Origin of the sequence: Halomonas sp. M1 (assembly GCF_029581375.1) — a bacterium.
In the GTDB taxonomy this organism is placed as follows: domain Bacteria; phylum Pseudomonadota; class Gammaproteobacteria; order Pseudomonadales; family Halomonadaceae; genus Vreelandella.
The window spans coordinates 2,522,809-2,538,932 of sequence record NZ_CP121119.1; the positions used below are offsets into that span (position 1 = coordinate 2,522,809).

Sequence of the window (16,124 nt, forward strand, 5' to 3'; positions counted from 1 at the left end):
TAAATAAAGTGGCGAGATGATAACGTATTTCAACCGGCGATGCCGATAAGCCGCCAAGCAAGCGGTAGCAGCAGAGCGGTTAATATGCCGGTTAAGCTCATGCCGAGCGAGGCAAAAGCCCCCGCCGTTGGGCTGAGTTCAAATGCCCGCACGGTGCCAATGGCATGGCCGTTCAGGCCAAGAGCGAAGCCGATAATTCGCTCATCGTCGATGTTTAGCAGCTTTGCGCAAAAGCTGACAAACGGGATAGTTACCACGCCGGTCAACAACAGTGCCCCCATCAGCAGCGCCACACTGCCACCCAGCTGTTCGGTAATACCAATAGCGATAGGCGCAGTAACCGATTTAGCGGCAATAGAGGCGAGGATATGCTGGCTGCTGCCCATCAACCAACCGATGAGTAAGGCGTAGCTGGCGGCAAGCATGGCCGCGATAGGCAGACACACTACCAGTGGGCGCCATAGCTCACGAATACGCGGCAACTGCTGGTAGAGCGGCATGCCCAATGCCACGGTCGCGGGCCCTAACAGTATCGTAAGCCACGCAGCCCCCTGCTGATACGTTGCGTAGGGCACGCCGAACACTGCGAGAGTCGCTGCTAAGAGCAGCGCGGCAATTAAAATAGCCGGTAGCCATGAAGGCTTTTTCAGACGATTGAAGAGTGCGCTGCCAAGTAAAAAAGCGGCAAGCGTTAAACCGACAGCAAACAGAGGGGTAGCGGTTAGGGTACTCAGAAGACTAGCGGGCATTTGAGCGTCCAATGAGACGTTTGAGCAGCCATAGCGTGGTCATAACGCTAAGCAGCGTGCCTAGCAACAGCGCGGTCAGAACGGCGAGCCACTCACCAGCTAACGCATCCAGCATAAAAAACACCCCGACGACGCCAGGCATAATCAGCATGGCGAGCAGGGCAATTAACGGTTGAGCAGCAGCGGCAAGACTTGCGGGAACGCGCCTAAGTACGGCGAGAGTGGTGCACAGCAGTAGCATGCCCACCACCCCGGAAGAAATAGGGAGTCCGGAGAAGTGGATCACCACTTCTCCGATTAACCAATAACTAATCAGCCATAGCAGACCGTTTAACGCGGGCATTGCATAACCCGCGCTTGATCAGCCTGCGTAGCGTTAGCCGAGCAGTTCATTAGCCTGTTTGACGATGTTGTCAACCGTAAAGCCAAAGTGCTTGAACAGCTCACCTGCTGGCGCTGATTCGCCGTAAGTGGTCATGCCAATCACACGACCATCAAGGCCCACGTATTTGTACCAGTAGTCGGCGTGGCCTGCTTCAATGGCGATACGTTTGGTGACAGCTTTAGGCAGTACACGCTCACGATACTCTTCTTCCTGGCCGTTATAACGGAAGGTTGAAGGCATGGAGACAACGCGTACGGCTTTGCCCTGCTTTTCCAACTCATCGGCAGCGTCCATGGCCAGGGAAACTTCTGAACCGGTGGCAATCAGGATAAGCTCGGGCGTACCGTCACAATCTTTCAAAACGTAACCGCCGCGCTGAATTGAGGCCAGCTGCGTTTTGGTGCGTGACTGGTGGGGCAGGTTTTGGCGTGATAGCACCAGCGCCGTGGGCCCGGAGTGGCGTTTAAGGGCGGCATCCCAGGCGGCGACGGTTTCGACGGCGTCACAGGGGCGCCAAGTGTTCAGGTTCGGCGTGGTGCGCAGGCTGGTCAGCTGCTCAATTGGCTGGTGGGTTGGGCCATCTTCACCCAAGCCAATGGAGTCGTGGGTAAACACGTAAATAGCCTGCTTTTCCATCAGCGCTGCCATGCGTACCGCGTTACGCATGTACTCCATGAAAATCAGGAAAGTAGCGCCATAAGGTACGAAACCGCCGTGCAGCGCGATACCGTTCATGACCGCGCCCATGCCGAACTCACGCACTCCGTAGTGTAGGTAGTTGCCGCTGGCATCTTCTGGCGTAATCGCTTTAGCGCCTTTCCAGAACGTCAGGTTAGAGGGTGCGAGATCAGCGCTGCCACCCAACAGTTCGGGCATCTGCGGGCCAATCACGTTCAGCGCTTCAAAGGAGGCTTTGCGTGAGGCAATGCTTTCGCCTTTCTCTTGGGCCTGCTCGATCAGCGCTTCTGTGGACAGGTCGCTTGGCAACTGTGCCTTCATGCGACGCTTAAATTCACGCGCTTCTGCTGGGTAGGCCTCAGCATAGCGGGCAAAGCGTGCGTCCCACTCCTGTTGGCGGGTTTTACCTGCGTTACGAGCATCCCATTTGGAGTAAATTGGCTCGGGGATATGGAACGGCGCGTGCTCCCAACCAAGCTCTTTACGTGCCAGGGCCACTTCTTCGTCACCTAGCGGTGCGCCATGGGCCTCTTCTTTGCCCTGCTTGTTCGGGGCGCCAAAACCAATGATGGTTTTGCAGATAATCAGGCTAGGTTTATCGTCGTGGCTCTTCGCCAGCTCAATCGCGGCTTTGATCTCTTCAGGGTTGTGGCCATCTACATTGGGCACCACGTGCCAGCCGTAAGCCTCAAAGCGCTTAGCGGTGTCGTCGGTGAACCAGCCCTTAACGTCGCCATCGATAGAGATACCGTTGTCGTCGTACAGAGCAACCAGCTTACCCAACTGCTGAGTGCCGGCTAATGACGCTGCTTCATGGGAGATACCTTCCATCAAGCAGCCATCGCCTAAGAAACACCAAGTGGTGTGGTCAACAATGGTGTGGCCCGGGCGGTTGAACTGCGCGGCTAAGGTTTTCTCAGCAATCGCAAAGCCCACGGCGTTGGCAAACCCTTGGCCCAGCGGGCCGGTCGTGGTTTCGATGCCCGGCGCGTAGCCGTACTCTGGGTGGCCTGCGGTGGGGGAATGCAGCTGGCGGAAGTTTTGCAGCTGTTCCAGGCTTAATTCATAGCCGCTGAGGTGCAGCAGTGAGTAGAGCAGCATGGAGCCGTGACCATTAGACAGCACGAACCGGTCACGATCAGCCCACTTGGGGTCTTCGGGGTTGTGCTTGAGGTAGTCATTCCACAGCACCTCGGCAATATCAGCCATACCCATGGGGGCGCCAGGATGGCCAGATTTGGCCTTCTGAACAGCATCCATGGAAAGGGCGCGAATGGCATTGGCCAGCTCAAAACGGGACGGCATGGGGGTGCTCCTCGCCTGAAAACAGAAATAATAAAGCCTCTATTGTCGCTGACTTCCCCCGCGGCGGCAAATTCTGCGGGCCGCTTCTGTGAAGAACTCCCAACAGCGTGTAGACTCTGCCTCCCGAAGTGGCCGTAAAAGTTGTCGAGCCGCTTCTTTATACGGGCAGGGAACCTCCTGCCATGATTTCCTGCTGATGCTGCGGTCACTATGCAGCCGTCATACAGAGGGTCGAGTGCGCGATGAGCGAATATTCCCTGTTTACCTCCGAGTCCGTCTCAGAAGGCCATCCTGATAAGATTGCCGACCAGATTTCCGATGCGGTGCTAGATGCCATTATTGCCCGTGATAAGCAGGCGCGCGTTGCCTGTGAAACCATGGTGAAAACCGGTGTAGCGATTATTGCCGGTGAGATCACTACGTCTGCGTGGGTGGATCTGGAAGCGCTGGTACGGGATGTGATTACCGACATTGGTTACACCTCATCCGACGTTGGCTTCGATGGGGCTACCTGCGGGGTGATTAACCTGATCGGCAAGCAGAGCGTTGATATTGCTCAGGGCGTTGACCGCTCTAAGCCAGAAGACCAGGGCGCGGGTGACCAAGGGCTAATGTTTGGTTACGCCACCAACGAAACCGATTCGTTTATGCCGGCGCCAATCCACTACTCGCACCGTTTAGTGGAGCGTCAGGCAGAGTTGCGCAAAAACGGCTTGCTGCCGTGGTTGCGCCCGGATGCCAAAAGCCAGGTCACCTTCCGCTATAACGCACAAGGCCAGCCCTGTGGCGTTGACGCCATCGTGTTGTCCACTCAGCATGACCCGGAAATTGACCAGGAAGACCTGCGCAAAATGGTCAAGCGTGAAATCGTCGAGCAGGTGATTCCCGCTGAGTGGCTGGATGAAAATACCCAGTACCATATCAACCCGACTGGCAAGTTTGTGATTGGCGGCCCAGTGGGTGACTGTGGCTTAACCGGCCGCAAAATCATCGTGGATACCTATGGCGGTATGGCACGACACGGTGGCGGCGCCTTCTCGGGTAAAGACCCCTCAAAGGTTGACCGCAGCGCAGCCTACGCTGGCCGTTATGTGGCCAAAAATGTTGTGGCGGCAGGGCTTGCCGATAAGTGCGAAATTCAGGTCTCTTACGCGATTGGTGTTGCTGAACCCACCTCGGTCTCTATTGATACCTTTGGTACTGGCAAAATCGACGACGCGAAGATTGTTGATCTCGTTCGTGAGCACTTTGACCTTCGCCCCTACGCGATTACCAAAATGCTCGATCTGCTGCATCCCATGTACCGTCTTACTGCCGCCTATGGCCACTTTGGCCGCGAGCCCTTTGAGCACAGCTACAGCTGGGTAGACGACAAAGGCGAAGCACATAAAGAAACCTTTACTGCCTTCCCGTGGGAAAAGACCGATAAAGCTCATTCTCTACGTCAGGCTGCCGGTTTATAAACGACGCTTGAAGGTAAGCTAGACATCTCGAGAGTGAAGGTTCTCCAAAACGCCCCTTGGCTTAGGTCAGGGGGCGTTTTTTTATGTTCGCTACAGAAGTACCACGGCATGCGCTAAGATTACTTCGCTAGCGGCTAAGGCTGTAATGTAGCCGCTATTTACCAGCAGCGTCGTTAGTGAGCGCTCTCGGGAGTTGGGGTATGCAAAAAAGGATAAAGGCGGCTAAACGATGGCTGCTGGGGGTGTGGCTAATAGGCGGCGCTGTATACGTCCAGGCACAAGAGTGCCCACCGTGGCCCAGGGAGCAGCTGGCGCTTGAGACCCAGGCGTTGGTGGAACACGTCGCGGTATGGGATCGCGCCTACCATGACCAGGGCGAGTCGCTTATTGATGACGAACTCTATGACCAAGCCTTGGCTCGCTTAGCCAATTGGCAAGCCTGCCTGGGAGATGATACGCCCCACCGCCCGCTTACCAGAGTGACCCGCAGTGGCGGCACCTTGAACCACCCGTTCGCTCAAACCGGCTTGAATAAAGCCGACGATGCCGGCGTTCGACGTTTTACCAGCCGCCGGGAGAACCTGTGGATCCAGCCTAAGGTAGATGGCGTGGCGGTCACACTACGCTATCAAGAGGGTGAGTTAATCGAAGCCGTAAGCCGTGGGGACGGCGAGCGTGGTCAAGACTGGACGGCCCGCGCTCACCAACTCTCCGCTGTGCCCAATGCGTTGCCTATGCCGCTTTCTGCAGTGTTCCAAGGCGAACTCTATTGGGTATTGAATGACCACGTGCAGTCACAAAATCCTGCATCTGGCGCTCGGGGCGCCGTGGCGGGAGCGATGGCGCAACAATCACCTAGCCCCGATACTTTGAACCGAGTCGGGCTATTTGTATGGGATTGGCCGGATGGCCCCACCGATATGGCTGTAAGGCTTGCCGAGCTTACTGCGCTGGGCTTCGATACCGCCGACTACACGCACTCCTTAAACGAGCAGCGCGATGCCGCTTATTGGCGAGATGCGTGGTTTAACGGTGCGCTTCCCTTTGCTACCGATGGCGTTGTGCTCAAACAAGCGGAGCGTCCTGGCGTGCAGCGTTGGAGTTCATCGCCGCCAGAGTGGGCAATCGCCTGGAAGTACCCAGCTCAACAGGCGTTGGCTCAGGTACGCGGCGTGGAGTTTCGCGTAGGCCGTACCGGGCGCGTGACACCACTGCTGTGGCTCTACCCAGTTACCTTGGAAGGAAAGCGCATCAGCCGCGTTTCGTTAAACTCGTTAGAGCGCTGGCAAGCGTGGGATATAAGGCCGGGTGATCAAGTGGCAGTAACGCTAGCAGGGCTGACCATCCCCCAGGTGACGGATGTCGTCTGGCAAACGCGTGAGCGGGCGGCGTTAAGCGCCCCCTCACCGGAGCGCTACCATTTGCTGAGTTGCTTTACGTTAACGCCGGGCTGTGAAGCACAGCTACTGGCAAGGCTTAGCTTTTTAAGCGATCAGTTGGGCATGCAAGGGGTGGGAGAAGGCACTTGGCAGGCGCTCATCGACGCAGGCGTTGTTACGGAGTTACTGGGATGGATGGAAGCGACACCTACCCAGCTACAACAGGCCCACGGTATTGGAGCAGTGCGTGCTGCTGCTCTTGAAGCGCAATTCAGAGCTGCCAGGGCCGCTTCTTACGCAGCATGGCTGTCAGCGCTGGGCATGTCGCCCGGCGGTAGTGCCCAACTGGGCAATTGGCAAACCCTGGAAGGCTATTCACGGGCGGATTGGCAGGCTATTCCGGGTGTCGGCCCAGTTCGAGCCGACGCGCTAGCAGCGTTTTTCAGTCATCCGGAGGTGCAGCGCATGGCGCTAACACTGCAGCAGTCGGACATTGCGGGTTTTTAACCCAGGCCGGTTAGGCGCAGCATCAGGCTTAAATAGAGCGGAATCAGCAGCGGTGCCAGTAGCGTGGTGGTGAGCACCGCGAGGGCGCCCTTTTGGGGCTGAATACCCAGCTCCATAGCGACCACCACGACATTTGACGCCATAGGCACCACGCCCAGCAGCAGCAGGGCCATGGCAAGCTCCGGGGCCAGCGGTGTGACCTGCTGTAGCACAAGCACCGCGGCAAGCATGACCAGCGGCCAAAGCAGGTAGCGCAACCCTACGCAGGTGGCGACAAAGCGCGTATCCCACGCCGACAGCGTGACCTGGCTGAGGGTCATGCCAATAATCATCATGCCCAGCAGTGTATACGTGGCAGGGAATACGTCCAAAGAACTCATCAGGGTAGCAGGCAACGTGATGTTGAGTGCATTTAGTAGCAGTGCAAAGAGAAATGCATAGAGGAGTGGCAGGCGAGCGATTTTGATTAGGCTTTGGCGCACAGAAAAGTGGCCGCGGGCGCTTAAATAAAACCCCACCGTAAACTCATATAGATTAATACCCAACATGCAGAACAGGTAAAGCGTCACGCCCTCGGGTGGCAGCAAAATAAGCGCCACCGGCAAACCGAAATAACCAGTATTGCCAGTGCCGGAGGAGAACGCTAAAAGTGCACCCTCCTGAGGGCCGAAGCGGTGCTGCGTCACTCGGCGCACGAGAAGCGCCATTGTGCTCACTAGAATAAACAGCGCCAGCGTCAGTACCAGGTACTCAGCCGTAGGGCCGCCGTTCATCAGCGCGCGAAAAATTGTCAGCGGTGCAATGAGGTACACCAGCAGTGTAGCAATAGGCCGTGGGTCTATCTTCAGTCGCTGTGCCGCAATAAAGCCCAGCCCTACATACCCTAATAACATCAGCAGTGGCCCCATAAGGGCGCTTGGCGCTAAATCCATTTCACCTCCCTGATGAATGGCCATTTTATCCAACATGAGCCGAATTGAAGGGCGACCGTGGAATCTTTCATTAGCCCCCATGCAGCGGAAAAGGGAGAATAACCCAAATAACATCACGTTGACGCTACGCGAGGAATTTCCATGAGCAGCCAAGAACATCCGTTAGGTATTAGCTTTGAGTTCTTTCCGCCCAATACGGATGCCGGGCGAGACAAGCTAATTCACGTGCGTGATGAGCTGGCCGCGCGTAAGCCGCGTTTTTTCTCGGTCACATATGGCGCCGGTGGCTCTACCCAGGCGCGCACGCGTGACATCGTTCGCAGCGTTAGCCAAAGCGGCATCACCACTGCGCCGCACCTCTCATGCATTGGCAGTGAAAAAGCCCTGCTGCGGGATCTGCTGGCGCAGTATCGTGAAGAGGGCGTGGATAGCTTGGTCGCGCTGCGCGGCGATATGCCGTCAGGTATGGCGAGCATAGGCGAGTTGCGCTATGCCAATGAGCTGGTGGAGTTTATTCGCGCTGAAACCGGCGATCATTTTGAAATTGCCGTGGCGGCGTATCCAGAATCTCATCCACAGGCCCCCAACCTAGATAAGGACGTGGAAAACTTTGCCCGTAAGATGAAGGCTGGCGCCAATATGGCCATCACTCAATACTTCTTCACCGCAGACGCTTATTTCAACTTCGTTGAGAAAGCGCGTGCGCTAGGCGTCGAGCAGCCGATTATCCCCGGCATTATGCCGATTACCAACTACACCAAGCTTGCGCGCTTTTCGGACGCCTGCGGTGCGGAAATCCCCCGTTGGATCCGTAAACAGCTGGAGTCCTATGGCGATGATAGCGACGCTATTGCCGCTTTTGGTACCGACGTTGTCTCCCGCCTATGTGAGCGACTGTTAGATGGCGGCGCGCCGGGCCTACACTTCTACACGTTGAACCAAGCGGCCCCGGTATTAAAGATTGTCGATAATCTGGGCGGCTAACAGCCGGCTCTAGGTGTGAACTAAAAACGCACAAAAAAGCCCCGCTCAATGACCATTGAGCGGGGCTTTTTCCATCAAGTTACAGCAAGCGTTGGTTTGTATTCAATGTCACTGTTTACTCACGATTAGCCCGCTTGAGCGGTTTTAGTGCTCCCACCATGCAGTCTACGCTGCATGATAAATATCGTGGCGCCAATCGCAAGGCCTGCAACATCGGTATAGATGCCGCCATAAATCATAAACATCGCACCTACTAGCATAATTAGGCGTTGCCACGTTTTGACCGGGCCGAAGAACCACGCCTGAACAACACCGGCAAGTAAGATAATACCCAGTGACGCAGTGATCGCGACGCGCGTAATCTGCATGGGACTACCTTCCATCAGCATGGCAGGGCTGTAGAAGAACATGAACGGCACGATAAACGCAGCCAAGCCAATCTTGAACGAGGCTATTGATGTCCCCATCGCGTTATCGCCTGAAATACCCGCCGCTGCGTATGAGGCCAGTGCCACCGGCGGGGTGATCGCTGACATAACGGCAAAGTAGAACACGAAGAAGTGTGCCACCAGCGGTTGAATGCCGATATTAATCAAGCCTGGCGCGACCACTGATGCAGCCACCGCATAAGCCGCTGTGGTGGGCATGCCCATGCCGAGCATAATGGAGATACACATAGCAAAGAACAGAGCCAACAGTTGGCTTACACCAGCCAAACCCAACAGCAGTGAGGAGAAGCGAGCGCCAACGCCGGTCAGTGAAATCACCCCGACAATTAGGCCTGCACAGGCACACACCGCGATAATCTGAATCGACATGGTGCCTGCTAATTGCAGGGCTCTCAAAATGGAGCGGATACCCATTTTATTGGGGGAAATCCAGCTGACAACGGCTGCCGACGCGGTGGCTAATGTACCCGCGCGAATCACCGAGTAACCCATGAAAAGCGCTGCAATCAAAATAATAATCGGGGCGAATAGGTAGGCGTGTTTAACAAGACGGCGGAACTGTGGAATTTCATCCTTGCGCATGCCGCGCATGCCTTTCTTAGCGGCTTCAAAGTCGACCATGCAGTAAACAGACAGGAAATAGAGTGCCGCAGGAATAAGCGCAGCGACGGCAATCTCGCGGTAAGGGATACCGGTGACTTCCGCCATAATAAAGGCGCCTGCCCCCATGATGGGCGGCATGATTTGGCCACCGGTCGATGCTGCGGCTTCAATGGCGCCCGCACTGCGGCCGGGGTAACCAACTTTTTTCATCAGCGGGATCGTCAGTGAGCCAGTCGACACCACGTTGCCTGCCGATGTGCCGTTGATCATGCCCATCAAACCTGAGGCAAAAATAGATACCTTAGCCGGGCCACCGCGGGCACGACCCGCTGCGGCAAAGGCAAAGTTTACAAAATAGTCGCCTACCTTTGATGCTTGTAGGAAAGCAGCAAAAATAATGAATAGGATGATATACGTAGATGAAACCGCCGTGGTCTGGCCGAGTACGCCCGTATCGGTGTAAAGCTGGCTGAAAAAGCGTCCTACGGAAAGGCCTGGATAGCTTAAAAAACCCGGTAGGTAAGGCCCACCAAACACATAGGCAAGAAAGATAGCTGAAATAATCACTAGCGCATTGCCAGCCACTCGACGGGTAAGTTCAAGGATAAGCAATGAACCGGCGATAGCGGAGTAAGAAATACCCATCGGCGCAAAGGAGGTGCCGGTCGACATGCGCAGCGGGGTGTTATAAATCACCAAGAAATAACCCGCGCTGGCTAAAGCACATACCATTAGAACCAAATCAGGTAGCGCAAACTTAGTACGCACCTGACGATATGTCCACGATAAGAAAATAGCGGCGACGGTTGCAGCAATGAGAGGGTAACCAAAATGCCATTTTTCAATATGTGGCTCAATGCGCATTGCGCCACCGGCGATTGTTTGCCAAATGATGACTGTTTGCAAAAACGCGTAGCCAGCCAGCAACAGTAGCAGTGAGCTCAATACCGTTTGCCACATAGGTGCGGTCGCCGCATCGTCGCTGGCAAAGCGGGCGCCGGTGAATAAACCAAAGCCAAGAATTAGCGCACCAGCAACGTGAATAATACGATAAGACCACGTTTCCATTGGCAGGACGTTTAGGGTCACCAAGTGAAACACGGCATAGATGATAGCTAAGCTAGCAAATAAGGCCCATTGCCAGCCGGTAAAAGTACGGCGATTAGGTTCGACAATTTCTTCATCGACACCCTCAGCCAAAATCGCTGCAGCGTTCTTGTCTTCCGCGGAGTCGCTGGAAGTTGCAGCCGGGTTAGGGCTGTTGGAGTTATTGCTCATGATACGTCACCCATGGGTGTGGAACATCAGCGTGACTAGCGTTGCTAGATCAGCAATTTATGAAGTACTGATAGTGTAGGAAGGGCCGGCCCTGAGAACACAGGAGCCGGCCCTTTCGCGCAGGTAGCTTAGGCTGTTACTGGCTAATCATATCATCTTCAATTTCATAGCCATTTTCGTTAAACCAGCGGGCAGCGCCTGGGTGGAACGGCATAACGGTGTTGTAAACGACATTTTCAGGAATAGTCGTCTCGGCACTGCGGTGAACCGACATCATGCGATCATTGTTTTCCATAGTGATGCGGGTTGCCTCATAAACAAAGCTTTCCGGCAGGTCACAGGCAGCAATGGCGAAGTTCCACATGGATACAGCGCGGGCATCTTCTTCCAGCGTTTCGTAAGTACTGGCTGGGATCATGTAGCCAGACACCGGGAAGGCGTCAATGATTTGTGCCTGCTCTTCTTCAGTAAACTCAATGATATTAACGTCAGTCTGTACTTCCAGCTGGCTAACAGCGGGGATCGGAATGCCGGCTGCGAAGGCAATAACATCTAAAAGACCGTCTTGTAATTGACCACCGAGGTCAGACCAGCCCCCGTTACGTCGCTCAAAGTTCACGCCTAATTCTTCAAGAATAGCCGGGAAGTAAACATCAGAAGTTGAGCCTGAAGGACCAAAACCAATGCGCGAACCATCAGGGATATCGGAAATTGAGGTGATTCCAGAGTTGGCAAGCGCAGTAACGGAGAACGGCGTTTCGTACATGGGGAACATTGCACAGGCGTTATCCATTACTACGCCGGGCGCCAGCGGGCTTTCGCCGTTCATTGCGTCTGCAGCAGGACCCATGGTGGTCATGCCGAATGCTAAGTCGCCGTTGTGAACAAGCGCTAAGTTTTGAGTGGGGCCACCGGTCACTTCACCGCCGCCGGTAATGTCACCAAGCTGGTCTGCAATCAGGTTTGCCCAGCCAGAGCCGTAGATGTAGAAAGTGCCACCTTGGCTAGCAGTACCAATAGTGAAGCTGGATGGCCAGCCATCGCGATCAACTTCAGCATGGGCGGTAGCAGCGATAAGTGCGCCACCGGCTAGTAGGGCGAAAGACTTAGGCATCAAATTACGCATGGCGAGAATTCCTAGCTGTTATTGGGATTATGTACTGACGGTCGTATGGGTACGGCCAGTTGATACTGCTTGAAGCAGATATGCAGCTAGATAGTAGCGAGAGTTGTGCCAGTTAATTTTTATTTAATAAGAAACAATCACTTGCTTGTTTTTTATTAAACTTTGGTAGATACGGTAATAGCGCGTTGCGTCTGGTTTTACGCACGCAATGGGTGGCGGAGCGTGTGGTTTTTCGCACACTTTAGAGAGTGAGGAGTGAGGAGTGAGGAGTGAGGAGTGAGGAGTGAGGAGTGAGGAGTGAGGAGTGAGGAGTGAGGAGTGAGGAGTGAGTGGAGTGCCCCTGAAAAAGTAGACACTCAGATAAAGAAAGGGCCAGGTAGACCTAGGCGTTGTTAGCTTTTCTTGCCAGGGTCGAGAATACGGACGGGCTGAATATCTTGAACTTTCTGCTCGTCACGCACTTGGTTAACACGGGTGGTTAGCTCCGGTGCTGTTTCATCATCAATGGGCAACTGTTCGAAAAAATCACAGCTTACGCACTCTCGGTAGCGGATGCTGTTTTGCTCCCAGGCACGGATCCGGTCCATCGCCGCGCAGCGTGGGCAGGTCACACCGGCTATAAAACGTTTGATGCTCGACATAATAAGCTCCTATGGCGCAACGGCGGTGGGGCCGTCGCGCTGGGTCATTACAGTAAGAGGGCTAGGCGGCGCGAATACCGCTATGGCGCAGCAGCGGTTCAACGCTTGGTTCTCGGCCACGGAAGCTGCGGAATAGCTCTGCGGCATCACGGGCACCGCCCTGTTCCAAAATTTCCTGCCGGAAGCGTTGGCCGGTCTCAGGGTCGAAAATACCGGCCTCTTCAAAAGCGCTCCAGGCATCGGCGGAGAGCACTTCGGCCCATTTATAGCTGTAGTAGCCCGCCGCATAGCCACCGGCGAAAATATGCCCAAAGCTGTTCTGGAAGCGGTTAAAAGCGACCACGGGCACCACCGACGTGGTGCTACGCACTTCGTCAATTAATGCCTGAACATCGTTAGCACTTGGGGCTTTTAGCTCATGGTGGAGGCGTAAATCGAAGAGCGAAAATTCGATTTGTCGCACCATGCCCATCGCTGACTGGAAGTTTTTAGCTGCTTGTAGCCGCTCAAGCAGTTCTGAGGGCAGCGGTTCATTGCTCTCAACATGTTTGGCGAGCAGGTCTAATCCTTCGCGCTCCCAGCAGTAGTTCTCCATAAACTGGCTAGGTAGTTCAACCGCATCCCAGGCAACGCCGTTAATCCCAGAAACATCGGCAATTTTCTGTTTGGTCAGCATGTGGTGCAGGCCGTGACCAAACTCATGAAATAGCGTCGTCACTTCATCGTGGGTGAGCAGCGCAGGCTTGCCGCCTACTGGCGAGGTGAAGTTACAGGTCAAAAAAGCAACGGGTAACTGTAGGCCGTTGTCAGTTTGGCGGCGTACTCGGCAGTCGGCCATCCAGGCGCCGCCGCGCTTTCCTTCCCTGGCGTACAGGTCAAGGTAAAAGCCCGCAATAGGGTTGCCTTGTTCGGTAATCCGAAAGAAACGCACATCGCTGTGGTAGCTCGGTGCCGCGCTGTCTTCCTTAATCTGAACGCCGAAGAGACGCTCGACGACCTGGAAGAGCCCGTCTACTACGCGAGGCGCGGAAAAGTAGGGGCGCAGCTGTTCCTGGGAAATAGCATGGCGCGCTTCACGCAGTTTTTCGCTCACGTAAGCCACGTCCCATGGCTCAAGAGTGTCGATCTCAAGCTCGTCGCGGGCGTAGGTGCTTAGCTCGGCAAACTCTTCTTTCGCCTGGGGAGCTGCGCGGCGGGCAAGGTCGTTTAAGAACGCAAGCACTTGCTCGGGGGAGTCCGCCATTTTGGTCGTTAGCGAGTAATCGGCGTAGGTATCAAAGCCTAGTAGTTCGGATAGCTCATGGCGCAGGCCCAGGATCTCTTCCAGAATTGGCGCATTGTCGAACTTACCGGCATCCGGGCCTTGATCCGAGGCGCGGGTAACAAAGGCGGTGTAGACTTCGCGGCGTAGTTCGCGGTTATCGGCATAGCTGACAATAGGAAAAAAGCTGGGAAAATCAAGGGTTATACGATAACCCGTAACGCCTTTTGCTTCAGCGGCGGCCTTAAGCGTATCAAGCGCGCTTTCCGGTACGCCGGTCAGCTCATTTTGGTTTTCAATGTCTTTGTGCCAGGCCTGGGTGGCATCCAGGACATTGTTGGAAAACTGATTGGAAAGCGTTGAGAGACGGGACTGAATCTCGCCATAGCGGGCTTTTTGATCAGCGGGCAGGTCAACGCCGGCCAAGCGAAAGTCGCGTAGGGCATTGTCGACCGTGCGCTGCTGGGCGGTATCAAGCTGTGACCAGTGCTTCTCTTTTAGTGCTTGCCAGCCATGAAACAGCCCTTCGTGCTGGCCGACCCAAGTGCCGAATGCAGAAAGCTGCTCCAAGCAGGCTTGGTAAGCTTCGCGCAGCTCGGGGGTATTCATCGTGCCATTAAGGTGCGAAACCGGCGACCAAGCCTGAGAAAGTCGATCATTCACGGCTTCAAGCGGTGCCGCAAAGTTTTCCCAAGTGGGTGGTGTGCTAGCCGCCTGTTGGGCAAGGCGATCGATCGCTTCACGGCTTTCACTGAGCAGTGTTTCTACGGCGGGCACCACGTGTTCGGCGCGAATCTCAGCGAAAGGGGGAAGCTCGTGGCTCTCTAGCAGCGGATTGCGGGACATAGGCACCTCGATGGCATCGTTTTAAAACGTTAAGGAGCGCGTAAAACGCGCGATAATGATGACACAGTGTGGGCAGTGAGGCGTTCTTTCAATAGCAAGGTTTGGCCTGGACGAAAGCGCCTGCTAGTCTTGCCGCCTTTTAGTGCCACCAATGGCAGGAGCATGTAATGAGTGAAACGCTAGAGCGCTGGGGGTCGAAGCGGGCCTTTATCTTAGCGGTAACCGGGGCAGCGGTTGGGTTAGGCAATATCTGGCGCTTTCCCTACGTGGCGGGTGAAAACGGCGGCGCTGCTTTTTTACTGATCTATATCGCTTTTGTGCTGTTGCTGGGTATTCCGGTGATGATGGCGGAAATTTTAATCGGCCGGGCAGGTCGACGTGGCCCTATGCAAGCGCTTGGTGCGCTCGCCGCCGAGGCGGGGGCTTCGCGCCATTGGCGTTGGTTAGGGCTGTTTGGCGCCTTTACGGTATTTTGTATTTTGTCGTTTTATTCGGTGGTCTCGGGTTGGTCGATTGAGTTCTTAGTCACGTCGATAAATGGTAATTTTGCGGGGGCAAGCGCGGCGGAAGTCGGGGCCGGGTTTGATGCCTTTTTGGCAAACCCTGGGCTGTTAATTTTTAATCACTCGCTATTTCTGTTTATGACCATGACCGTAGTCGCCGCAGGCGTCGCGAAAGGTCTGGAGCGGTTAAATAATCTGCTGATGCCGCTTTTATATGGGTTACTGCTGCTATTGGCCGCCTATGCGACAACGACCGACGGCTTTGGCACGGCGCTCTCCTGGCTATTCTTGCCTTCATTTGGGGATGTTACGGCCAGTGTTGTGCTGCATGCGATGGGCCACGCCTTTTTCACCCTTGCCGTTGGAGCTTGTGCCTTAATGGCGTATGGCGCCTACATGCCCGATGACCAAAGCCTGCCCAAGGCTGCCTTCGCAGTTGCCGTGCTGGACATTAGTGTGGCCTTGCTAGCGGGCATTGCAATTTTTTCGGTGGTGTTTGCCCAGGGGATGGACCCAGCTGATGGCCCAGGGCTAATGTTTGTCACGCTACCCATTGCGTTTTCTGAGCTGCCCTGGGGTTCGCTGTGGTTGAGCGTGTTTTTCCTACTGCTGTTACTGGCGACCTGGACATCAGCGATTAACCTCGCTGAGCCGATGGTGGCCACACTGCAGGGCCTTGGCTGGCGGCGTAGCGTGTCAACCGCAGTGGTGGCGCTAAGCGTATGGCTGATTGGCCTGCTATCGGCGTTCTCGTTCTCAACCTTGGCAGAGTTTAAACCGCTATTTAGGCGTAATGTATTTGAGCTGGTAAGCAGTATTCCTCCCGATATCTTCTTACCCATCGGTGGGCTGTTCATAGCGATTTTTGCAGCATGGGTGATGCCTCAAGCGCGTGCTGTAAGCGCGCTGGGAATGGGGGGGCGGGGTTATTTATTATGGCGTACCATCGTCCGCTGGGTATCGATTCCACTGACGTTTATTGTCCTGCTGGGTGGATTGCTATAGTGCTTTTTCCGGCACCATTATTGCGTTAAG

12 protein-coding genes are annotated in these 16,124 nt (G+C 55.1%); 4 read left to right on the plus strand and 8 right to left on the minus strand.

All coding sequences use genetic code 11. From position 1 onward, the window contains the following. Positions 1-29: 29 nt before the first annotated feature. From P8S54_RS11640 to tkt, 3 genes are read right to left on the minus strand one after another with little or no spacing between them, the layout of a single operon-like run. The gene (locus P8S54_RS11640) at positions 30-749 is read right to left on the minus strand and encodes an LrgB family protein (protein WP_281441882.1); all 720 of its coding nucleotides are present in this window, start codon (positions 747-749) and stop codon (positions 30-32) included. Next, positions 739-1,092 carry a CidA/LrgA family protein gene (locus tag P8S54_RS11645; RefSeq protein ID WP_281441883.1) on the minus strand — a complete coding sequence of 118 codons (354 nt, stop codon included), beginning with the start codon at positions 1,090-1,092 and terminating at the stop codon, positions 739-741. The genes P8S54_RS11640 and P8S54_RS11645 overlap by 11 nt, the downstream gene beginning before the upstream one ends. A gap of 33 nt (positions 1,093-1,125) precedes the next feature. Then, a complete protein-coding gene (gene tkt / locus P8S54_RS11650; protein ID WP_281441884.1) occupies positions 1,126-3,117 on the minus strand; it encodes a transketolase in 1,992 nt (663 codons plus the stop codon). Between the two features lie 242 nt (positions 3,118-3,359). Between tkt and metK the strand changes: the two genes are divergently transcribed. Together metK and ligB are read left to right on the plus strand one after the other, a co-directional pair. After that, on the plus strand, positions 3,360-4,580 hold the full coding sequence (gene metK / locus P8S54_RS11655; protein WP_281441885.1) for a methionine adenosyltransferase: 1,221 nt from the start codon (positions 3,360-3,362) through the stop codon (positions 4,578-4,580). 200 nt (positions 4,581-4,780) lie between these two features. Continuing rightward, positions 4,781-6,466, plus strand: coding sequence for an NAD-dependent DNA ligase LigB (gene ligB, locus P8S54_RS11660; RefSeq protein ID WP_281441886.1), 1,686 nt, complete (start codon positions 4,781-4,783; stop codon positions 6,464-6,466). Here ligB and P8S54_RS11665 read toward each other — a convergent pair. Continuing rightward, a complete protein-coding gene (locus P8S54_RS11665) occupies positions 6,463-7,398 on the minus strand; it encodes an AEC family transporter (RefSeq protein ID WP_281441887.1) in 936 nt (311 codons plus the stop codon). The genes ligB and P8S54_RS11665 overlap by 4 nt on opposite strands. Before the next feature lie 141 nt (positions 7,399-7,539). Here P8S54_RS11665 and metF point away from each other — a divergent pair, with 141 nt between their 5' ends. Beyond that, positions 7,540-8,382: a methylenetetrahydrofolate reductase [NAD(P)H] gene (gene metF, locus P8S54_RS11670; RefSeq protein ID WP_281441888.1), complete on the plus strand. Its 843-nt coding sequence runs from the start codon at positions 7,540-7,542 to the stop codon at positions 8,380-8,382. 125 nt (positions 8,383-8,507) lie between these two features. Here metF and P8S54_RS11675 read toward each other — a convergent pair whose 3' ends face one another. From P8S54_RS11675 to prlC, 4 genes are all read right to left on the minus strand, one after another. After that, a complete protein-coding gene (locus P8S54_RS11675) occupies positions 8,508-10,712 on the minus strand; it encodes a TRAP transporter fused permease subunit (RefSeq protein WP_281441889.1) in 2,205 nt (734 codons plus the stop codon). 136 nt (positions 10,713-10,848) lie between these two features. Continuing rightward, a complete protein-coding gene (locus tag P8S54_RS11680) occupies positions 10,849-11,838 on the minus strand; it encodes a TAXI family TRAP transporter solute-binding subunit (RefSeq protein WP_281441890.1) in 990 nt (329 codons plus the stop codon). A 392-nt stretch (positions 11,839-12,230) separates the two neighbouring features. Continuing rightward, positions 12,231-12,479, minus strand: a complete 249-nt coding sequence (locus P8S54_RS11685; RefSeq protein WP_281441891.1) for a YheV family putative zinc ribbon protein — start codon at positions 12,477-12,479, stop codon at positions 12,231-12,233. 61 nt (positions 12,480-12,540) lie between these two features. Beyond that, positions 12,541-14,586 (minus strand): oligopeptidase A, encoded by a 2,046-nt coding sequence (gene prlC / locus P8S54_RS11690; protein ID WP_281441892.1) that lies wholly within the window; start codon positions 14,584-14,586, stop codon positions 12,541-12,543. A 167-nt stretch (positions 14,587-14,753) separates the two neighbouring features. Between prlC and P8S54_RS11695 the strand changes: the two genes are divergently transcribed. Further along, positions 14,754-16,094 carry a sodium-dependent transporter gene (locus tag P8S54_RS11695; RefSeq protein ID WP_281441893.1) on the plus strand — a complete coding sequence of 447 codons (1,341 nt, stop codon included), beginning with the start codon at positions 14,754-14,756 and terminating at the stop codon, positions 16,092-16,094. The last annotated feature ends 30 nt before the right edge of the window (positions 16,095-16,124 follow it).

What these genes read in the sequence shown, in the direction of transcription:
- P8S54_RS11685 (WP_281441891.1), bottom strand. Translation starts at nt 12,479, where the DNA reads ATGTCGAGCATCAAACGTTTTATAGCCGGTGTGACCTGCCCACGCTGC.
- P8S54_RS11675 (WP_281441889.1), bottom strand. Translation starts at nt 10,712, where the DNA reads ATGAGCAATAACTCCAACAGCCCTAACCCGGCTGCAACTTCCAGCGAC.
- P8S54_RS11680 (WP_281441890.1), bottom strand. Translation starts at nt 11,838, where the DNA reads ATGCGTAATTTGATGCCTAAGTCTTTCGCCCTACTAGCCGGTGGCGCA.
- tkt (WP_281441884.1), bottom strand. Translation starts at nt 3,117, where the DNA reads ATGCCGTCCCGTTTTGAGCTGGCCAATGCCATTCGCGCCCTTTCCATG.
- ligB (WP_281441886.1), top strand. Translation starts at nt 4,781, where the DNA reads ATGCAAAAAAGGATAAAGGCGGCTAAACGATGGCTGCTGGGGGTGTGG.
- prlC (WP_281441892.1), bottom strand. Translation starts at nt 14,586, where the DNA reads ATGTCCCGCAATCCGCTGCTAGAGAGCCACGAGCTTCCCCCTTTCGCT.
- P8S54_RS11695 (WP_281441893.1), top strand. Translation starts at nt 14,754, where the DNA reads ATGAGTGAAACGCTAGAGCGCTGGGGGTCGAAGCGGGCCTTTATCTTA.
- metF (WP_281441888.1), top strand. Translation starts at nt 7,540, where the DNA reads ATGAGCAGCCAAGAACATCCGTTAGGTATTAGCTTTGAGTTCTTTCCG.
- P8S54_RS11645 (WP_281441883.1), bottom strand. Translation starts at nt 1,092, where the DNA reads ATGCCCGCGTTAAACGGTCTGCTATGGCTGATTAGTTATTGGTTAATC.
- P8S54_RS11640 (WP_281441882.1), bottom strand. Translation starts at nt 749, where the DNA reads ATGCCCGCTAGTCTTCTGAGTACCCTAACCGCTACCCCTCTGTTTGCT.
- metK (WP_281441885.1), top strand. Translation starts at nt 3,360, where the DNA reads ATGAGCGAATATTCCCTGTTTACCTCCGAGTCCGTCTCAGAAGGCCAT.
- P8S54_RS11665 (WP_281441887.1), bottom strand. Translation starts at nt 7,398, where the DNA reads ATGGATTTAGCGCCAAGCGCCCTTATGGGGCCACTGCTGATGTTATTA.